The 18,191-nt window shown below is 62.9% G+C and carries 24 protein-coding genes and 2 pseudogenes; 14 read left to right on the top strand and 12 right to left on the bottom strand.

What is annotated here, in order from left to right:
- Nucleotides 1–341, bottom strand: a pseudogene (locus tag AC1DNE_RS29345) (hypothetical protein); the annotation flags it as partial.
- Between the two features lie 323 nt (nt 342–664).
- Here AC1DNE_RS29345 and AC1DNE_RS29340 point away from each other — a divergent pair.
- From AC1DNE_RS29340 to AC1DNE_RS29320, 5 genes and pseudogenes are all read left to right on the top strand, one after another.
- Complete coding sequence (locus tag AC1DNE_RS29340; RefSeq protein WP_441473902.1) at nt 665–853, top strand: hypothetical protein; 189 nt, start codon at nt 665–667, stop codon at nt 851–853.
- Nucleotides 854–1,195: 342 nt separating this feature from the next.
- Entirely contained in the window at nt 1,196–1,411 is a 216-nt protein-coding gene (locus AC1DNE_RS29335; RefSeq protein ID WP_476841349.1) for a GNAT family N-acetyltransferase, read from the top strand.
- On the top strand, nt 1,408–1,785 hold the full coding sequence (locus AC1DNE_RS29330) for a VOC family protein (RefSeq protein WP_441473903.1): 378 nt from the start codon (nt 1,408–1,410) through the stop codon (nt 1,783–1,785). The genes AC1DNE_RS29335 and AC1DNE_RS29330 overlap by 4 nt, the downstream gene beginning before the upstream one ends.
- An 11-nt stretch (nt 1,786–1,796) precedes the next feature.
- Nucleotides 1,797–1,985 (top strand): DUF3008 family protein, encoded by a 189-nt coding sequence (locus tag AC1DNE_RS29325; RefSeq protein ID WP_113584337.1) that lies wholly within the window; start codon nt 1,797–1,799, stop codon nt 1,983–1,985.
- 49 nt (nt 1,986–2,034) lie between these two features.
- Nucleotides 2,035–2,892, top strand: a pseudogene (locus tag AC1DNE_RS29320) (SDR family oxidoreductase).
- Between the two features lie 11 nt (nt 2,893–2,903).
- Here AC1DNE_RS29320 and AC1DNE_RS29315 read toward each other — a convergent pair.
- From AC1DNE_RS29315 to AC1DNE_RS29305, 3 genes are all read right to left on the bottom strand, one after another.
- Nucleotides 2,904–3,191, bottom strand: coding sequence for a hypothetical protein (locus tag AC1DNE_RS29315; protein ID WP_441473905.1), 288 nt, complete (start codon nt 3,189–3,191; stop codon nt 2,904–2,906).
- Nucleotides 3,192–3,249: 58 nt separating this feature from the next.
- A complete protein-coding gene (locus AC1DNE_RS29310; protein WP_441473906.1) occupies nt 3,250–3,429 on the bottom strand; it encodes a hypothetical protein in 180 nt (59 codons plus the stop codon).
- A 153-nt stretch (nt 3,430–3,582) separates the two neighbouring features.
- On the bottom strand, nt 3,583–4,044 hold the full coding sequence (locus tag AC1DNE_RS29305) for a low affinity iron permease family protein (RefSeq protein ID WP_441473907.1): 462 nt from the start codon (nt 4,042–4,044) through the stop codon (nt 3,583–3,585).
- Nucleotides 4,045–4,184: 140 nt separating this feature from the next.
- Here AC1DNE_RS29305 and AC1DNE_RS29300 point away from each other — a divergent pair, with 140 nt between their 5' ends.
- Nucleotides 4,185–4,739 carry a phosphatase PAP2 family protein gene (locus AC1DNE_RS29300; protein ID WP_441473908.1) on the top strand — a complete coding sequence of 185 codons (555 nt, stop codon included), beginning with the start codon at nt 4,185–4,187 and terminating at the stop codon, nt 4,737–4,739.
- A 9-nt stretch (nt 4,740–4,748) separates the two neighbouring features.
- The gene (locus AC1DNE_RS29295; RefSeq protein WP_441473909.1) at nt 4,749–5,645 is read left to right on the top strand and encodes a DUF6328 family protein; all 897 of its coding nucleotides are present in this window, start codon (nt 4,749–4,751) and stop codon (nt 5,643–5,645) included.
- 74 nt (nt 5,646–5,719) lie between these two features.
- On the opposite strand, the gene AC1DNE_RS29290 is transcribed toward AC1DNE_RS29295, so the two are convergent.
- From AC1DNE_RS29290 to AC1DNE_RS29270, 5 genes are all read right to left on the bottom strand, one after another.
- Nucleotides 5,720–7,039, bottom strand: a complete 1,320-nt coding sequence (locus AC1DNE_RS29290) for an NRAMP family divalent metal transporter (protein WP_441473929.1) — start codon at nt 7,037–7,039, stop codon at nt 5,720–5,722.
- A 127-nt stretch (nt 7,040–7,166) separates the two neighbouring features.
- On the bottom strand, nt 7,167–8,288 hold the full coding sequence (locus tag AC1DNE_RS29285) for an amylo-alpha-1,6-glucosidase (protein WP_441473910.1): 1,122 nt from the start codon (nt 8,286–8,288) through the stop codon (nt 7,167–7,169).
- A 62-nt stretch (nt 8,289–8,350) separates the two neighbouring features.
- The gene (locus AC1DNE_RS29280; RefSeq protein ID WP_441473911.1) at nt 8,351–9,301 is read right to left on the bottom strand and encodes a glycogen debranching N-terminal domain-containing protein; all 951 of its coding nucleotides are present in this window, start codon (nt 9,299–9,301) and stop codon (nt 8,351–8,353) included.
- A 176-nt stretch (nt 9,302–9,477) separates the two neighbouring features.
- Complete coding sequence (locus tag AC1DNE_RS29275) at nt 9,478–10,530, bottom strand: glycosyltransferase family 4 protein (RefSeq protein ID WP_441473912.1); 1,053 nt, start codon at nt 10,528–10,530, stop codon at nt 9,478–9,480.
- Nucleotides 10,531–10,605: 75 nt separating this feature from the next.
- The gene (locus tag AC1DNE_RS29270) at nt 10,606–11,820 is read right to left on the bottom strand and encodes an MFS transporter (protein ID WP_441473913.1); all 1,215 of its coding nucleotides are present in this window, start codon (nt 11,818–11,820) and stop codon (nt 10,606–10,608) included.
- 356 nt (nt 11,821–12,176) lie between these two features.
- Between AC1DNE_RS29270 and AC1DNE_RS29265 the strand changes: the two genes are divergently transcribed.
- The 3 genes from AC1DNE_RS29265 (at nt 12,177) to AC1DNE_RS29255 (ending at nt 13,696) form a co-directional block, all read left to right on the top strand.
- Nucleotides 12,177–12,671: a YciE/YciF ferroxidase family protein gene (locus AC1DNE_RS29265; RefSeq protein ID WP_476841348.1), complete on the top strand. Its 495-nt coding sequence runs from the start codon at nt 12,177–12,179 to the stop codon at nt 12,669–12,671.
- An 89-nt stretch (nt 12,672–12,760) separates the two neighbouring features.
- Nucleotides 12,761–13,057 (top strand): hypothetical protein, encoded by a 297-nt coding sequence (locus AC1DNE_RS29260; RefSeq protein ID WP_441473915.1) that lies wholly within the window; start codon nt 12,761–12,763, stop codon nt 13,055–13,057.
- A gap of 30 nt (nt 13,058–13,087) precedes the next feature.
- Nucleotides 13,088–13,696 carry a cysteine hydrolase family protein gene (locus tag AC1DNE_RS29255; protein WP_476841347.1) on the top strand — a complete coding sequence of 203 codons (609 nt, stop codon included), beginning with the start codon at nt 13,088–13,090 and terminating at the stop codon, nt 13,694–13,696.
- A gap of 269 nt (nt 13,697–13,965) precedes the next feature.
- On the opposite strand, the gene AC1DNE_RS29250 is transcribed toward AC1DNE_RS29255, so the two are convergent.
- The 3 genes from AC1DNE_RS29250 to AC1DNE_RS29240 all read right to left on the bottom strand — a co-directional run bounded on the left by AC1DNE_RS29250 (nt 13,966) and on the right by AC1DNE_RS29240 (nt 15,128).
- Nucleotides 13,966–14,205 carry a hypothetical protein gene (locus tag AC1DNE_RS29250; RefSeq protein ID WP_441473917.1) on the bottom strand — a complete coding sequence of 80 codons (240 nt, stop codon included), beginning with the start codon at nt 14,203–14,205 and terminating at the stop codon, nt 13,966–13,968.
- A gap of 72 nt (nt 14,206–14,277) precedes the next feature.
- Nucleotides 14,278–14,814: a hypothetical protein gene (locus AC1DNE_RS29245; RefSeq protein WP_441473918.1), complete on the bottom strand. Its 537-nt coding sequence runs from the start codon at nt 14,812–14,814 to the stop codon at nt 14,278–14,280.
- 14 nt (nt 14,815–14,828) lie between these two features.
- The gene (locus AC1DNE_RS29240; protein ID WP_441473919.1) at nt 14,829–15,128 is read right to left on the bottom strand and encodes a PepSY domain-containing protein; all 300 of its coding nucleotides are present in this window, start codon (nt 15,126–15,128) and stop codon (nt 14,829–14,831) included.
- A gap of 157 nt (nt 15,129–15,285) precedes the next feature.
- Here AC1DNE_RS29240 and AC1DNE_RS29235 point away from each other — a divergent pair, with 157 nt between their 5' ends.
- The 4 genes from AC1DNE_RS29235 (at nt 15,286) to AC1DNE_RS29220 (ending at nt 17,950) form a co-directional block, all read left to right on the top strand.
- Nucleotides 15,286–15,507, top strand: coding sequence for a hypothetical protein (locus tag AC1DNE_RS29235; RefSeq protein ID WP_441473920.1), 222 nt, complete (start codon nt 15,286–15,288; stop codon nt 15,505–15,507).
- A gap of 120 nt (nt 15,508–15,627) precedes the next feature.
- The gene (locus tag AC1DNE_RS29230; protein ID WP_441473921.1) at nt 15,628–16,641 is read left to right on the top strand and encodes a L,D-transpeptidase; all 1,014 of its coding nucleotides are present in this window, start codon (nt 15,628–15,630) and stop codon (nt 16,639–16,641) included.
- Nucleotides 16,642–16,717: 76 nt separating this feature from the next.
- Nucleotides 16,718–17,623: a hypothetical protein gene (locus AC1DNE_RS29225; RefSeq protein WP_441473922.1), complete on the top strand. Its 906-nt coding sequence runs from the start codon at nt 16,718–16,720 to the stop codon at nt 17,621–17,623.
- A 93-nt stretch (nt 17,624–17,716) separates the two neighbouring features.
- Nucleotides 17,717–17,950 carry a hypothetical protein gene (locus AC1DNE_RS29220; RefSeq protein ID WP_441473923.1) on the top strand — a complete coding sequence of 78 codons (234 nt, stop codon included), beginning with the start codon at nt 17,717–17,719 and terminating at the stop codon, nt 17,948–17,950.
- The last annotated feature ends 241 nt before the right edge of the window (nt 17,951–18,191 follow it).

Here is an 18,191-nt window from a genome sequence, read left to right as displayed (position 1 = left end):
AGCGCGTTGACGAAAATCCGCGAGGCTTCGTCGCGTTCCTGGGCCGTCGGCGGCTGGCCGTTAGCGCGCATCACGTTGTCGAGTGCCATCGCGAGCGGATCGACATTCTGAGAAATCAGCGACGCCACGCCCGAGCTAGCGCTTCCGACACCGCTCGCCGCTGTCTTGGCGGCACCGAAAAGCGACGAGGTCGCGACGACGGTGATCAGGAGCGCCCCGGTCGCCCAGACGAGGAGACCATGGGTCGCATCGCGCACCTTGCGCTCCTCGCCATTGGCATCAAAGCTCGGCTGCCGCATGCGGCCTGCGAGATAGCCGCCGGCCATCGTGGCGGAGGCCATGACCCAGAGCGCCCAGAGCGCTCCGGCAACCGCCAGAGCGTGCGACGACGACGTCCGTTCCAGACATGGACATGGCGATCTCCTATCGAAGACCGAGGAACGACAGGATGGCCATGATGACCACCACGAGACCGACGAGGTAGATAATACTGTCCATGAGCCCCTCCTGCTGATGAGCGAAAGTGACACGCAAACAGCCGTGAGAGCGGATTGGTTCCTGACCGCGGCAGGCGCAAAAGGCCCGCGCCGAGTAGCGGGCGACACCGGAACCGCTGGGAAGGAGGCCAGTTCTCCTCTGGGGGCATTCCAGATAGGAGGCACCCATGCGAGACGGCCAGGGCAACAAGCTCAGTCCGGAAGAGCAGCAGCGCGTGAGATCGATCCAGGGCGATCCGGACAAGGATGCCACCACAAAGGTCTCGATCAATCCCGACCCCCAAAAGGATACAGGAGACTCTGACAAGCCGAAGGTGAAGCCCGGCGATAAGCCCGCAGCCGGCGTCGGCGAATAGGCGCCGAAGTGGGGCACCTGGTTCCGGCTGCTTTGCCGATGACCGCGAGCGCCAAGCCGAAACTGGCCGCGAGGGCGGCAAGCAAAGTTTTCCGCCATTGCGCGGATTGGTGGCGAGTCCTTTGGGCTCGCCCTTCTTCTGCCGGGACGTCAGTCGGCATGAGCGTCAAGGAACGGTCATCTCCAGGGAACTTGCGGCTTGTCGATGTGTTCGTCTCGGTATCCGCTCCATCAGGTGGGAAAGCCATGCAGGTACCTGATCAAACTAAATGGGTGATCGCCGACCATCCGACCGAGAATCGCTTCGTCATGAGCTCTCCGGGCGGCGAGGCGTTCGCCGTGTATCGCAGGCTCGACGAATATCTCGTTCTCCCACACCGAAGTGCCTGCCGCCTTTCGCGGACGCGGCATCGGCGAGCGCCTTGTCGAAGGGATCTTTCGTCTGGCCCGAGAACGCGGCCAGCGCATTGTGCCCGCCTGCGGCTTCGTGGCCGATTGGGCGCATCGTCATCCCGGGTATCACGATGTGCTGGCGGCACCCGAGGGAGCGCGGCGATGATCGACCATATCTCCGTCGGGACGAACAACATCGCCCGCGCCCGCGAACTCTATGACAGTGTCCTTGGCTGCCTCGGCCTGCGGTTGCTCCAAAGCAGCGAGCACTCGGCCGATTACGGCGTGGCCAGCATCCTGTTCAGCGTCGAAACACCGCTCGACGGTCACCCGGCGACGCGCGGAAACGGCATGCACGTCGCATTCGCGGTTGGTCGGCGCGAACTTGTCGAGACATTCCACCGGATAGCCCTTGCCCATGGCGGCCGCGATGCCGGAGCGCCGGGGCTACGCCCCGAATACGACGCGCATTACTTCGGAGCGTTCGTGTTCGATCCCGACGGCAACAAGATCGAAGCCGTCACCCGTTCTTTTCAGTGAAGGAGATCACGATGCCTGCGAAATCGGCTGCACAGCAGAAAGCCGCCGGAGCTGCTTTGGCAGCCAAGCGCGGCGACATGAAGAAGAGCGAGCTCAAGGGCGCCTCGAAATCGATGGAGAAATCGATGAGCGAGACCGAACTGGAGAAGATGGCTTCGACCAAGCGCAAGGGAAAGCCGGAGCACGCTTCCAAGCACTGACCCGTCGAGCGTGGAGGCCGTGCGGCTTCCGCCTAGCAGGAGAGTCGCGATGACCGCGCGTTTCGAGCCCCCCTTCCCTGAACAGAAGCAACCGATGCCGGGAAAGACCGCCGCGATGACGCCGCGGCCGGATCATGGCGAGACGAGCTATGTCGGCTCGGGCCGCCTCAAGGGCAAGCGCGCCATCATCACCGGCGGTGACAGCGGCATCGGCAGAGCTGTTGCCATCGCTTTCGCGCGGGAAGGCGCTGACCTCCTGATTTCCTATCTCAGCGAAGATGAGGATGCAGCCGAGACCGCCGAATGGATCGCGAAGGCCGGGCAGAAGGCAGTGCTGATGCCCGGCGACATCCAGCACCCCGCCCATTGCCGGGCCATCGTCAAGCGGGCCCTGGAGGAGTTCGGCGGCATCGATATCCTCGTCAACAACGCCGCGCATCAGGCGAGCTTCGACACCATCGACGAGATCTCGGACGAGGAATGGCAACTGACCTTCGCGGTGAACATTCACGCGATGTTCTACCTGACCAAGGCCGCTGTTCCTCACATGAAGCCGGGCTCCTGCATCATCAACACGGCTTCCGTGAATGCTGACAAGCCGAACCCCACCCTGCTCGCCTATGCGGCGACGAAGGGCGCGATCCAGAATTTCACCGGTGGGCTCGCGCAACTGCTCGCCGACAAGGACATCCGTGCCAATGCGGTGGCGCCCGGGCCGATCTGGACGCCGCTCATTCCTTCAACCCTGCCCGCGGAGAGCGTGAGCCAATTCGGTAAGTAAGTGCCGATGCAGCGCCCCGGCCAGCCAGCGGAGCTCGCGACGGCCTATGTGATGCTGGCGGATCCGCTCTCGAGCTACGTCTCAGGAGCTACCATCGCCGTCACCGGCGGGCATCCGATCCTGTAGTCGCACGCGGCTTAATTGTCTTTGAGCTTCCCGAGATTGCCCGGCAGTCCCGAGAAGGGAAGATCATCCGGCTTGAGCAAACTGTCGGACGATTCCGGGCCTTGGCTGTTCTCGCCCTTGTGCGCCTCATCCCAGCCCCGGATCTCGTCTGCAAGCTGTTGAAACTCGGTCGCCTGCGGAGACCCTTCGGGCGCGTCGCTCAGCGCTGCGGCGCGCTGGATTCTCCGTCTGGTGCAAATCCCCCAGTCCGTAAAACCCGAACGAGTCGTCCCGAGGGTTGTTCCCGCGAAATGAGCCACCGCCTGGTCCCGGGGCGTACGTGCCGATCCAAGCTCCATAATGAGCGGCGCCCTATCCTCAATGCGAGGAGGGCGATCCTCCGTCCGGGTTTCCCGCAAAGTCCTCGGCCGATCTCTTCTCCTCAACCCAGTGGCTCTGAACTCTCGCCTCTGTCAGCGCCATATCGAGAAAATAGGACACGCTGCCGAGTTCCAGGATGGAGGCCAAGTGTCGCACTTCCATGATCTGCGCGATCACGTCGTCGATTTGCCCCGACGTCAGACTCCGATGCTTCACTACGGTTCTGCCCCTTGTCGTAAGGGCAGGTTATGCGGTTACCCGGCATGGTTGCAAGGCAGGCAGCCCGCGCTCCCAAAGCGAGTCGCTGAGCCGACTCGGGACGGTATCCAATTACTGGATGCGCGGGTCCGAGGAAGAGTCGGATGCGGTCGATGATGCTTCATCGGTTGCGACACCCCGCTTGTGCGCCCGGCGGGCGCGGCGGCAAAAGTCCTTTTGCATCTCTTCCAGTCGAGCCCGATCGAGTTCCTCCAGATCGAGCATTTCTTCGCGGGCGCCCTCCAGCTTCACGATCAATTCGTCCAGCTTGATCTGCATCGCGGCGGTATCGCGGTTCTGACTGTTCTGGATCACGAAGACCATCAGGAAGGTCACGATCGTCGTCGAGGTGTTGATGACCAACTGCCAAGTGTCGCTGTAGCCGAAAAAGGGCCCCGATAGCGCCCAGAGAACGACCAGCGCCAACGCAATGAATAACGTCTCCGGTCTGCCCGTCCATGCCGCGGCCTTGTGGGCGAACCTGGTGAAGATCGAGGTCTTCCTGGAGGAAGAGCCGTTATCGTAACGGGGCATGTCGAGCCTCCATGAAGAGCATCACAGAAATGAATTCTCCATCCGATGTTCCGGCAGACGGTCAGGGTTCCAGCCCTGCACGGACACCGGCGAACAATCTCCGCTCAGCGTCGTTCCTGCTGCGTGGATGAGGTGGCGTCATGAAACGTTTGCGTCTTTCGGCTTTTGCCCTCGATCGGCCCATCGCCAAAGTCATTGCCAGGGGCAGTTCCCCGGGGCTCGAGCGATCGCTAAAGTTGCTGACCCGAATCGCGGATGAGCACTTTCTGCTTCCGGCAATCTCGCTTTACTGGCTTGCTTCGCGCGGGGGGCAGCCATCCCGTCGCCGTACCGCGAACCATCTACTCCTGACGATGGCCACGACGACGGTGCTGCCTCATCTTCTCAAGAAGGTCATTGCCCAGGAAAGGCCGGATCGACTGGAAATCCATGGCGATCGCCATGGCGTGCCCCGCTCCGGGAAAGCCTTCGACGCATTTCCCTCAGGACATGCCGTTCACATGGGAGCGCTCGCTGCCGCGCTATCGAGGATGGTTCCCTCTCATCGCATGCTCCTCTGGAGCGTCGCTTCGTTCCTCGCGCTGACTCGCGTGGGATTGCTGGCGCACTGGCTCAGCGATGTCCTGGCCGGAGAGGCCTTGGGCGTCGTGACCGAGAGCCTGGTGCACGCTGTCGATCGGAACCCGAAGACTTGAAGTGCGCAAATGGCTCTCGCCGACCGAACCAAGACCGCCCTGGATGAATCCCGGATGATGATGCTGGGTGCCCAAATCCTTTTGGGCTTTCAACTCCAGGCGCCGTTCCAGGACGGGTTCTCGAAGGTATCGAGCAATGAGAAGGCGGTCGAGCTCGTCGTCCTGGGCTTGATCATCGTCGTCGTCGGGTTGCTGATAACCCCGAGCGCCCATCATCGGATCACGGAGGACGGCGAGGCTAGTTCCGGCTTCATCGAGTTTCTAACACGAATATCGGCGGCAACCCTGCCCGCCTTCGCGATCGCGATCGGCCTTGATCTCGGGCTTGCCGGAACGCGGATCGCCGGTCTCAGTGCGGGGATTGCTGGCGCCGTGCTGGGCGCAGCGCTGCCGCTGGCGATCTGGTTCGGGCCATTACTCTTTCATCATCCGAGCGAGGACGAGACGATGCCGACCTCCGATAAGAAAACCCCTCTCGACGCCAAGATCGACTACGTGCTGACCGAGGCGCGTGTCGTTCTCCCAGGAGCTCAGGCCCTGCTCGGGTTCCAGCTTGCCATCGTACTGACCAATAGCTTCGAGCAGCTATCGCCCAGCCTGAAGGTGATCCATGGCCTCGCCTTGGGGTTGATCGCGCTCGCGACCGCGCTCCTGATCGCCCCGGCAGCTTACCATCGCCTCGTCTACGCTGGCCGGAACGAACCCGAATTCCATCGCTTGGCGAGCCGTCTCCTGCTCCTCGCTACCGTGTTCCTTGCCCTGGGGCTTGCGACCGATACCTATGTCGTGGTTTCGAAGATCATCCACGACGCTTGGATGGCAGCCTCAAGCGCAATCACTGTCGCCGTCGTGCTCCTTGGGCTCTGGCACATATGGCCTTGGTGGCGTCGATCAGCCGTAGAGTAAGAAGCCCGTGAGGTCCTGCGAGGTAGCCGAGACCCTTTGGCGGTTTCGAAACGTCCGGCCCCGCGGGCTCTCCCTCAAATCGCGGTAATCGCCATGCCGACGACGGCCGCGGCCATTGCCGCAGTGGCAAGCCAGCCGAGCACCTTCAGCGCGTGCCCGATGACGAACTGCTTCATGATCTTCGGATCCGATGCCAGGAGCATCAGGATCACCATGATTGGCACGGCGACAACGCCGTTGATGATGGCGCTCCAGACCAACGCCTTGATCGGGTCGACCGACGTGAAGTTCAGGACGACGCCTATAGCCGTCGCTATCGAGACGGCAAGGTAAAAGGCCTTCGCCTCGCGCGGCTCCCGGGAAAGCCCCACCGGCCATTTGGCCGCCTCTCCGATCGCATAGGCTGCCGATCCGGCCAGTACCGGAACTGCAAGGATTCCCGTCCCGAGGATGCCGAGCGCGAAGATCACCTTCGCGAAGGAGCCGGCGATCGGCTCCAGAGCCTTGGCGGCATCGACCGAACTCTGGATATCGGTCAATCCTGCCGGGTTCAGAGTCGAGGCCGTCGTCGTCACGATCGCGAGCGCGATCACATTGGAAATCGCCATGCCGATCACGGTGTCGAGCTGAATTCGTTCGCGCGCGGGTTCCGCCTGTTCGGGATGGTCGACGAGGGGCTCTTCCCTCGGCTTCTCCTTGAGGTCCTCCGCCTCTTGCGAAGCCTGCCAGAAAAACAAGTACGGGCTGATGGTGGTTCCGAAGATCGCGACGATGATCGACAAGTAGTCGGCACTGAAGGAAAGTCTGGGAAGCACGATGCTGGTCGCAACTGCCAGCCAGTCGACCTTTACGACGAACAATGTCGCGACATAGGCCAAGAGGACCAGCGATAGCCATTTCAGCACCGCGACGTAGCGTTTGTATTCGAGCAGAACCTGCAAGCCGATGCAGATCGCACCGAAGACGACGACGTAGATATGGGCGGGGCCTCCGACCAACATCTTCAGGGCATCGCCCATCGCGCCGAGATCGGCCCCGATATTGATCACGTTGGCGACGAGCAGCGGAACGGTCACGGCAAAGGCCACCCATCTCGGATAGCTGCGCGCGATGTTCCCCGCGATACCGTGGCCCGTTGTCCGGCCGACTCGGGCGCTGATGATCTGGATCGCCACCATCAAGGGGTAGGTCAGGACAAGCGACCAGCTCGCGGCATGGCCGAACTGGGCTCCAGCCTGGGAATATGTAGCGATGCCGCTGGGATCGTCATCGGACGCGCCCGTAACCAAGCCCGGCCCCAACAGCTTCAGCAGCCGCGGCTTGCTGGGTTCGACGACCGGATCGCGCGCGGACCCGGGCCCGGATCGAGAGGAGGACTCGGCAGCCAAGCTCAGCGTTCCCCACGGCAGCTCCCGCCAGGCGAAGGTTGCTCCGCATTTGAACGGACTATGCCCTGGCAACCTGATCAACGAGGTTGCCGAGCTGCGGGTTCCTCCGAGCGGTTTGTGCCGCTGACTGCGTCTATCTCGTCTTGATCATCGTGACCCGTGCGTTGCTTTCGTCCCAGCGCTTCAGGACGTTGAGCGTGACGTCGCTTTGGTGGCGGTGCACGCGCAGGTCGAATTGAGAACCGCCCAGGGTCAGCTCGTGAATGATCACGTCGTCGAGGAAAGACGGCAGGACAGGGTCGACCAGCTTGACCGCGTTTGCCGCCGCAGGAAGCTCCAGACCAAGGCAAGCCGAGAGCATCGCGAAGGGAGCTGCCGCGGCCCAGGCCTGTGGTGAGCACGCCACGGGATAGGCCGTCGGCCCACGGCGGGCCTTTCGAAGAAACCCGCAGAACAGCTCCGGCAGGCGCTGTTGGTCCTGGTGGGTCGCAACGTTGAAGATGGCTTCGAACAGGCGCGAGGCCTCGAACTTGAAGCCATAGGCGCCGAAGCCGATGGCGATCAAGGCATTGTCGTGCGGCCAGACCGAGCCATTGTGATAGGACATCGGATTGTAGCGGACTTCTCCGGCATTCAACGTTCGGATGCCCCAGCCGCTGAAGCTGCCTTCGCTCATGAGGGATCGAACAATCCGCTCGGCGCGCTCCGGATAGGCGATGCCTCCGAAAAGGGCATGTCCCGCATTCGAGGAACGAACTCGGCAGGGACGCTTGTCGCCATCGAGCGCCAGTACGTAGGAGCCGATTTCCTCGCACCAAAAGGCCTGGTCGAAGCGCTCCCGCAACACCGATGCCTGCTGCGTCAGCTCGTCGGCGCGCAAGTCCAAGCCTTGGGCCCGGGCCATAACGGCGGCCGCCCGTTTGGCGGCATAGACATAGGCCTGGACCTCGACAAGCGCGATCGGGCCGCTGGCCAGCGATCCATCCGTGTGGGAAATCGAATCGTGGCTGTCCTTCCAGCCCTGGTTGGCGAGCCCGTTTTCGGTCTCACGGAAGTATTCAACGAAGCCGTCTCGGTCGCGATCTCCATATGTATCGCACGACAAGAGCGCGGCTTCGATGTTCTCCCAGAGCTGCTGGATCGTCGCCAGATCGCCGGTACGGTTGAAATACTGGCCTGCCAGCATGACGAAGAGCGGCGTGGCGTCTACGGAGCCGTAGTAGAATCCAAACGGCACCTCCCCCAGGGTGGCCATCTCCCCGCTTCGCCGTTCATGGAGAATTTTGCCGGGCTGCGCATCGGCGACTGGGTCGCTGGTTACGGCCTGTGCTCGCGCCAAATGAAGCAGGACCCGCGCGCCACGGACGGATCGGCCCATAGCAACATCATCGCCGTGATGATCCCGTCCCGGCCGAACATGGTCGAGAACCATGGAATTCCGGCATAGAGGTAGAGCCCGTCAGCCCCGCGGGTCATGAGTGTGTAAAGATCCGAGGTCGATCGACTCATCAGGTCGGTGAAGAGGGCGTTCGACGATCTAACCTTGGACATGTTGGCCGTCAGCGCGCGAAGGCCCCGGCGGCCATTCTGGTAGGCCTTGGCAAAATCCAGCGGCGGCACGCCGGGCGCGGTGCCGACGGGCCGGAGATCCCCTCTCGAAGCATCGACCAGATCACAGGCGACGGTCAGAAGAAGCGAGGTCCGTTCGCCGGGTTCGAGGCGGAAGCGGAACGAAGCCAGGCCGTTCGTCAACCGGCACGGCTCCGGCTTGAAGCGCAGGACCGTTCTTCTGACCCTGTCGTCGAGGCCGCGATAGGCGAAGCGGGCCGTCCCCGAAGCGATCTGCGTCTCCGTCTCGCCGTGCCGGGCGCGCTTCATTCCGCGGACTTCGAAGAGATCCCGAAAATCCGCACCGAAAGACAAGGACAGCGTGAACTCATGCGGGATCCGGTCGAAGTTGCGCAGATCCACCCGCTCGTAACAGAGCGCGTTCCAAAGGAACTTCGTCCGCTCAATCGCGATCGCGTCGCGCGGGATGATGGTCGACCCGTCTCCCCGGGTGATCTCCGGATTGGCGAGATCCACCGTCAATGCGGTGTTGTCGTCCTGGATCACCGAGCCGAGGAGCAAGGGGCGCTTGTCCTCGAAGAACAATTCCAACCGCGAAAGATGCCTGGTGTCGTTGCAGAAGAGTCCCTCGGAGGTGTCAGGCGTGATGCCGATGTCGCCATGACTGTCGAGAACGGCGAAGGCGTCGCCGGATTTCAAGGTTCGAAGCGGACGCTCGACGAGCGAGGGATGCGCATCAAGGGCGTGATCGGACGAAGGCTCAGATCGTCCGGCAATTTCCGGCTGCCTTGAGGCAACGTTCTGCTCATGCATTCGAAGCTCCTCCTCGTCGGAGGCCAGGTGGTTTGCTCCGCCGATTGGCTCTGTCTCTGCGTCTATTCTGCGGCCCTGGCGCAATCCTGTGACGAGGCCAGCAGTCGGTCGAACGCCGCGAGATAATCGCGGGCCATCCGCTCGGCGGTGAAATGCCGCTCGAAATGGGCCCGCACCTTTGATCGATCCATGGCGGTGCTGCGCACGCAGGCTGAAACGGCCTCGGCGATCGAGTCGACGATGATCCCAGACACTCCGTCTCCGACGATCTCCGGGACGGAGCCGTTGCGCCACGCAATCACGGGAGTTCCCGCCGACATCGCTTCAATCATGACGAGGCCGAACGGCTCCGGCCAGTCGATCGGAAACAGGAGTGCCCGGGCGCCTCCGAGAAACCCGGCCTTCTGCGCCTCGTCGATTTCTCCGATGAAGTCGATCAAGGGATGATGCAGAAGCGGTGCGATTTGGTTTCGGAAATATTCCTCGTCGACGGGGTCGACCTTCGCCGCGATCCTCAGGCGCATCCCGGCACGCTTGGCGATCTCGATGGCGCGTTCAGGTCGCTTCTCGGGCGTGATCCGTCCCAGGAAGGCGAGGTAATCCCCTCCCCGCGCATCGAACGGACATAGGCCCGGTCCCAGGCCGTGGTGGACGGTCGCCAGCCAGTTTGCGGTGGCAGGCATCGGCTTTCGCTGCCCCTCGGAGATCGAGATCAGCGGCATCCGCGGGAAGGCCTGATAGACCGGCAGGAAATCGGGCAGGTCAAGGCGCCCGTGCAAGGTCGTTACGCATTTGTGGGTCAGGTCCGAGAACATCGCGTGTTGGAGCAGATCGAGGTGGAAATGGATGACGTCGAATGACTCCTGCCGTTCCCGGACCTTCGCGAGCATGGCGAGGTGGCTGGCCGTGTGATCTCGGATGCCTGCCAGCCGCAAACCCTGCGGTGCGCAGGCGACCAACTCGGCCGAGGTCTGGGAATCGCCGGAGGCGAACAAGGTGACCCGATGTCCTTGCCGCACGAGTTCCTCGGTAAGCCACGACGCTACCCGTTCCGTGCCGCCATACAGTCGCGGAGGAACCGACTCCGCCAGCGGCGCAACTTGCGCGATCCGCATCCCCTTGCTCTCCGGCCAATCCAACCCGCGAACGCGGGCGAGTTTTCAACGCCGGTCCGGGACGAAAGTTCGGGATCAAAGCTCTTCGATGCGGGCTTCCGTCCGGATCCGCGAGACGGTCTCCGGCATGGCCATCAGAATGAGAAGGAGAGCGATCACGCCCACCCCAGCGAGCACGGCAAAGGCGACGCTGTATCCGCCCCAAACGACCAGGCTGCCAGCGAATGCATAGCTCGACGCTCCTCCAATTCCTTGAATGGTACCGAGCATTCCCCGCGCCATGTTGTAGCGCCCGCTGCCCAGCACCGCGCCGTACAGAACGAGCGGCAGGAGCACATCGAACAGCCCGGCCCCAACTCCGTCGAGAAGTTGGAAGGCGATCATCCAGTAGGGGTCGTCGACCGTGGCGAACAGGATGCCGCGCAGCGGCAGGGCCGCGAACGCCAGGATGAGCAGCGGCTCGCCGCCGATCCGGTTGGCGCGCATCACGAGGAACGCCATCGGGATAGTCGCGAGCTGGGCGACGATGATCGCCGCCGACGTCACGGCGGACTCGAAGCCTTTTGCTTCCAGCGCCAGCTTTTGGCTGGCGAGGGCCAGCATCGGCGCATTGGCGAAATGGAACAGCGCCGTGCCGATCGCCAGCACGGCAAAGGGGCGTTCGGCGAACAACTGCCGCCACGGATACGGCCGACCGTCCTCGGGGATGACGTCATCGAGGCCGCGAGCGCGCCGATGATCGATGGCGCCGGCCGGAATTGAAAGAACAGCGATCATCGACAGCCCGGCGAACAGCGGAAGCATGTAGAAGACGCCGCGTTGCCCGAAATGCGTGCCGACTACCGCCGCCAAGGCGGCAATGAACAGGTTGCCGAGCCGGTCGAACGCGGCGTTGCGCCCGAGCTGCGCAGCAGCGTCGCGCGCGCCGTAAAGCCCAAGCGTGATCGCCGCGATCGTGGGCGCAAAGACGGCCCCCAAGAGCGCCATGCTGACATCCGCGACGAACACGACCGGTATCGTCGGATAAGTCGCAATGCCTGCGCCCAGAACCGCGAGGAGCCAGGCCCCACCGATCATGAGACCGCGCTTGGGGCGCGTGGCGTCGATCAAGGCGCCGATCGGCGCGTGAAAGGCAATGCCGATGAGACCGCTGGCGGTGAGCAAGGCACCAATTTTCGACTGGTCCCAGCCGACCTCCGTGAGCAGGAAGACATTGACGTAAGGACCCATCCCGCCGCGCAGGTCCGCCAGCAGGAAGTTCAGCCAATCGAGGCTTGCCCGATGCGGCATTTGCTCCTCGCTTCACCGATTTTCACCGATCCAGGGCAACCGATCAGCATGACCCGAGCGAGATAGAGGCGCTCCGCTGAATCCTTTTCCTTGGCCACCGCAGCCAGTTAATCGTTGTCAACCGGTCGCTGTTCCGCGCGCCGGAGCTTTGATCCGCTGCCCCCAATCGACATTCGCCAATCGCAATCGTCCGGGACTGGTCGTGCCTCGGGAAGTTGTTCGCCAGCACGGCGAGAGAGCCCATGACGCAGCACTCCGATCTCCATCTTTCGGCCGCGAAAGGCGCGCCGCCGACGACCGGAACCGAAGTCGACCGGTGCGGTTAAGGGGTTTTCACATCCAGCCAGGAGGCTCCCATGGCGACTGAACCCAAGAAGCTCGACGACCTCTTTCTCGATACGCTCAAGGACATCTACTATGCCGAGAAGCAGATCCTGAAGGCCTTGCCCAAGATGGCGCGCGCGGCCAGCTCGCCGGAGGTCAGGAAGGCCTTCGAAACCCATCGAGACGAAACCGAAACCCATGTCGAGCGGCTCGCGGAGGTCTTCGAGCTTCTCGGCAAGGCGCCTCGCGGCAAGACCTGCGACGCCATCCTCGGCATCATCGACGAGGGCAAGAGCATCATCGAGGAATTCGAGGGCAGCCCGGCGATCGATACGGGTCTGGTCGCCGCCGCGCAGGCCGTCGAGCATTACGAAATTGCCCGCTACGGCACTCTCAAGACCTGGGCCAAGGAGTTGGGCCTGAAGCAGGCCGTAGCCCTCCTCGACCAGACGTTGAGCGAGGAAACCAAGACCGACCAGCTTCTCTCCAAGATCGGGATCTCGTCGGCGAATAAGAAGGCGGCTTGATGCCGTTTTGAAGCATCGCCACTGAAGGCGCCCGCTCCCGGAGCAGACGAGCCTCAGCGATCTCGCAATCTCCGGGAGCCTGGGAACTGATGACGAAATCATTCGAAATCCGCCGCTCCGGCAACGATTGGACCCTGACGTGCGGGGCGGCAGTGACCCACCTTCTCGAACCGGCGCGCGGGGTGGTCGAAGACGCCGTCACCAAGTGGCAGAGTGCGGAAGGAAACCCGAGGTCTCTCAACCCGACGGGACCGCACCCCCCGTTCGAACGGGGCAATACCGAGGGTCTCACGGAGAAGCATGAAGCGGGCGGATTAGAATCCGGCAGCGATGGCGTGGCGGCCGAGAGACCCAGCAAAACGATCAGACTGATCGACGGCACCTGATCGCCGGAGATCGTGTTGAAGGGATGAGCAATGGCTGCCCACGGGCTGGTGCATGGTGAGCTCGGGCGCAACTGCGTCCACCTTTGCGTCGACATGCAGCGTCTTTTCGGTCCGGGCTACCCTTGGTCGTTCCCATGGCTTCAGAAGGTCCTGCCGGGGGTCGAGGAGCTTTGCGGATCCAATCCAGAACGGACTCTATTCACCCGATTCATACCTGCCGACCGGCAGGGTGAAGGGCGTGGCACATGGCAGCGCTATTATCGAAGATGGCCCGAGGTAACCCTGGAAAAGGTCGGTGTTGAAGCCGTCCGCCTCTTGCCTTCTCTCGAACGATTTGTCCCGGCCGCCCATGTGCTCGACAAGAGGGTTTACTCACCCTGGACCGAAGGCCGCCTGGATCACTTCGTCGGGGAACGCCAGATCGACACGGTCATCATCACCGGCGGCGAGACCGATGTCTGCGTACTCGCGACGGTGCTTGGAGCCGTCGATCGAGGCCTGCGGGTCGTGCTGGTCACGGACGCCCTGTGCAGTTCATCCGACGCAACGCACGACGCGCTGATGGAGCTGTACCTCTCTCGCTTCAGCCAGCAAATCGAGGCCGCCACCACGGACGAGGTTCTGGCACAGTGGCGATAGCGGACGGTCAGCCCGCGAGCGGATCGGCGATCGGCCCGCCGCTCGACCGATACTCGGACCACGTCGCCAACGATCTGGAGCACCCGCTACAGCAGACCTCGCTGTCGGGCGTCAGATTCAGCGGAATCCGCACGCTTGCCGATCCGCAGGCATCACATTGGAAACCGTCCTGGCGCATCTTCCCGCTTCCAGAATCCTGACCCGCTACTCCCGGAAAGAGCATCCGCGCACGTCCGCGAAAGCGACCAGACGTGCGGCGGAACATCGGCTCAATTTCGCGCGGCCATCACGCCGAGAATGAAACCCGCGGCAGCAGCCCATCCCAAAGCCCGAAGCAGACGTTGCCGGATTTCGTCCTCGAGCAATTCCTGGAATTCGCTCACGCGGTTCTGGACTGCGTCAGCCATTTCGTCGGTGGGGATACCAATGCTCTCGAGATCGGATGCGACGGAGAACCCACTTTCGGAGTCGCGTCCTTCCGGCGCGGGCGACCGTGTTTTCCTGGCCATGGTAAGCCCCTCCATTCGTGGATAACCTCCAGCAGAGGAGTCGCGCGGCTGCGCGCCACTCCTCCGACGTCGTCAGATCACCGGCGGGCGATACGGTGCGGCCGTTTCATCGAAACGACTCCAGCCCCCCGCACGATACTCAGCCAGCCGCGCATCGCGATCGATCGGGGTGGCGCCTTTCAGGATCGCCTCGACCGCCGGAACTTGCTCGTCGGCCACCTGAACCGAAACCACCGAGCCGCCGCGGCGTACCGTTTCAGCATAGTAGTTCGCGTCTTCCTCGCTGTGCCCGGCGCTCGTCAGGGCACCAACGATGCCGCCGGCGACACCACCTGCGGCCGCCCCTGCCGCCGTCGATGCGAGCCAGCCTGCGGCGACGACGGGGCCGACCCCGGGGATGGCGATCAGCCCGATACCGGCAAGCAATCCTGCGGCTCCGCCGAGAGCCGCACCGATTCCGGCGCCTTCGCCCGCGTTGCTGTCCTCAGCCTTCGCGTGACGGCCAATCAGGCTGATGTCAGCGGAGGAGATGCCTTCCGCTTCGAGCGCTTCGACGACCGAGCGCGCGGATTCGTAGCTGTCATAGGAACGGGTGAGGGTCTGAGTCATCTGCTGTCTCCCGACTACTGGCGGGTGATGTTGCCGCGATAGTCGACCGTGACGTTCACCTTCGCTCCGCCATGCGTCGCGCTGCCCTTCCAGACGCCATTCGCGTCCTTGGTCAGCGGGCCGACCTGCGAATAGCCGTTGGCCTCAAGACGGCTTTTGACCTGTCCCTCGGTGAAGCTGTTGGCTCCCGGCAACGGAGCGTTCTTGTCGGCGTCGCCCTTCGGTGCAGGCATGGGCGAAGTCGTCGATGTCTGCGCCTGCGCAGGGAATGCGGTCGCCATCGCGACGAAAGAAAGTGCAATGAGCTTTCTCATGGGGAATGGTCCTCGATGAGGCGGCAAGCGCCGCGAAGTACCATTCGAACGATACAAGGACGGATTCTGTTCCCAGGCGACCGGCGACTGAACCAGTCTGCACGCTGGCTTCGTTGACCTAAGTTTTCCTCGCCAAGTTCATTTTCGGGAGAGAAACATGCCGTTCTCGTCCTTGAGTGATCCCGCAGATCTCGCTCGGGCGCATGCAGCTTTGGAAGCCGTTTGGAACGAGGTGAGGGACACAATTCCTGAAGCGGAAATCGAGAAGGAGCGAACCCGAATTGCCTATCTGGTGACGGCCTCTGTGCCGATGGCGCTCGACGAGGACGACCTAACTCAGAACGTCCTGCTCCAATATCGTCAATCGGCTTCCGCCTAAACACGGCTGGATGCATCGAGGTCGAGCGACAGCCCTCGTTGATCGGCCAGTGTTCACCTCGGCAACGCCGTCGCGGAACCAGGGGATGAAACATCGCGTTGGCCGTGCGTGGGACCAGCGATGGTGATTTCCGTGCCAAGACCTGTTGTCGCGCTGCTGAAGAAGTTCCAGGCAGCCCTGGTGTGCGGGTGCGTCTTGCTGGCTCCGGCTGCCGCCAGAGCTCTTACCCCGGATGAGGTGAATCGAGCAGGCCCTCCTGCTGTCACGAAGACCAAGGTGACGCGGCCCAGCGCATCGATCATCAAGGCTCAGGTCCTATTGGCGCGTCAGGGGGTCTCTCCCGGGGAGATCGACGGGCTGGACGGCGACAATTACCGGAAGGCCATCGACCAGTTCCGCCGCCGCGAAAATCTCGAAACCGGCGAGATCATCGACGCCGCGACCTGGCAGGCGCTCAAAGGGGACGTCAACGCGGACATCGTCGCGGATTACGTCGTGACGAAGGAGGACGTCAAAACCCGGTTCGTCAGGCGCATTCCTCACGATTACGCCCGTCAGGCCCGAATGAAGCGGCTCGGCTACAGGAACGCTCACGAGATGTTCGCCGAACGCTTTCACATGAGCGAGGGTCTTCTCAGGGTATTCAACCCGCAAAAGCAGTATCGGACGCGCGAGGAAGCACTGCACGTCGTCTCGGTCGGACGAGCCCTCCCTCCCGACGAGGCCCGGACGGTGGAGGCCGACAAGGCGAACGGCATCGTTCGCGCGCTGGATGCGACCGGAAAGGTGATCGCGATTTATCCGGCCACTATCGGTAGCGAGGACACTCCCTCACCTGAGGGCGAATACCAAGTGGTGCGGGTCGTGAAGAACCCGACGTACCACTACGACCCGGTCAAGAATTTCCAGCAGGGCAAGAACAAACGTCGCCTGGTGCTCCCTCGTGGCCCCAACAATCCCGTCGGCACGGTCTGGATCGAGCTGTCGAAGCCGACCTTCGGCATCCATGGTACGCCGGAGCCTTCGAAGATCAGCAAGGCATCATCGCATGGCTGTGTCCGGCTTACGAATTGGGATGCCGAGGAACTGGCCCAGCTCGTCAGGCCGGGCACGACGGTACGCTTCGTCGACTAGCGGATATCACCCGGGCTGCCGGGCTGAAGCACTTCCCAAGCCGGGTCATCGCTTTGGACCGCAGGATCGTAGGACGATGGCCGGGCGCAAAAGCAACGACTTTGAAATCCGCGCTGATGAAGAAAGCTCGGGTGCAATCGTCTCCTTCCCGTTCGACGCGGCACTCGCAGTGCGCTTTCGGGAAGCTTTTCCGAGAGCGCGCTGGAACGACGACTTGGCTGCTTGGCGGATACCGGGCACGACGGCGATGCTTCGCGCGGCGCGATGGCTCGATCGTGAGTTGCCGAGAGCGTTCACCCTCGCGGATGAGCGCGGTCGCGATTCCTTCTCGTTCGAACCGATCGTCAGCCCTTACCTGGAGGTCGCCGATGAGATCGTCGTGCGCACCCCGTATTCTCGATCCATCGTCGAGGAATTGCGTGCGGTGCCCTGGGCGTGGTGGAACGGCGAAGACAAAGCCTGGCACGTTCCGTTCCGATCGATCGATGAACTTCGCAGAAGGTGGCCAACCATCGAAGCCGCCGCGCAGCGCAGTGAGCCGGAAGCTCGAAGGCAGCGGCGCGAGGCGGCGAAATCCGCGCCGGAGTACGAAGGCGCGAAAGCAACGGCGGCCGAGCGCCGACGTCGACGCTATCCCGTGCCTGCAAGCGAATTGCCGCCGACCGACCGGGTGCTGATGTCACATGAGGGGCCGCTCGTCGTCCTTGAGGTAACCGGCGAGATCGTGCCCATGGAAACCGCCGCCCGGCATTATCCTTGGAGCTCTGGACAGTCAGACGATCTGGTCTGGGCTTTGTGGCGGCGTGCGACCCATGAGGAACTGGTCAAGACCTGGCCTGCGCGACGCCCGACCACGCCGGACGCCTTCCTTCGCGGATGGTGGCAGCCCACGCTCCAGGAACTGCGTGCCGCCCGGCGAGCCGCGAGGTCCTTGGACCGTGCGCAGGAAACGCGCCGAACGAGCCGCTCTGCCCAGGAATGATTTCGCACAACGAAGGAGACGCTGTCGGCGAGGCATGCTTGACTCGCCATTCCGTTTGTTCTCTTTATGTTCCCTCAATTGAGGACATGACCGATGGCAGCAGTCGAGGCTTCCCGCCCGCCTGAACCAGACCCGTTTGCCGTTTCCGATGAGGAGGTCGATGCGGTCATGGAGGAAGCCAACGGAGATTCCCGGGAGGCGATCCGGATGGTCCTCCGAGACCTTGCCGTCATGGCAGCCGACGCCGATGCCGCTTCGTCGCGCGGCTTCTTGCGCGGTCGCTTTTCGGAAGGAAGACGCCGCCCTCGCCTCGTCGATGAACCATGAGACGCAAGGGCGAGCTGTCGCCCGCGGAGGTCGACCGTCGCTGGCCTCACCAAGTCGCAGTCGAGATCCCACCGGGGCATGGACTCGGCATCGTGCCAGCGACCGGACCGCTCTCGTCGCTTGCTCCTCGAGGCCATGAGGTTGCCTACGACGGAAAGCGCTTCCGAGTTTTCTGCTTCTCCGATCCGGATCAGGCCGCGCGCTTCAGGGACATAATGGGCGGGTTCGAATTCGATCCCCG

The organism is Allobosea sp. 05L423 (assembly GCF_056397745.1).
Note: the sequence above shows the minus strand (reverse complement) of the source record. Positions and strands in the feature narration are given on the sequence as shown.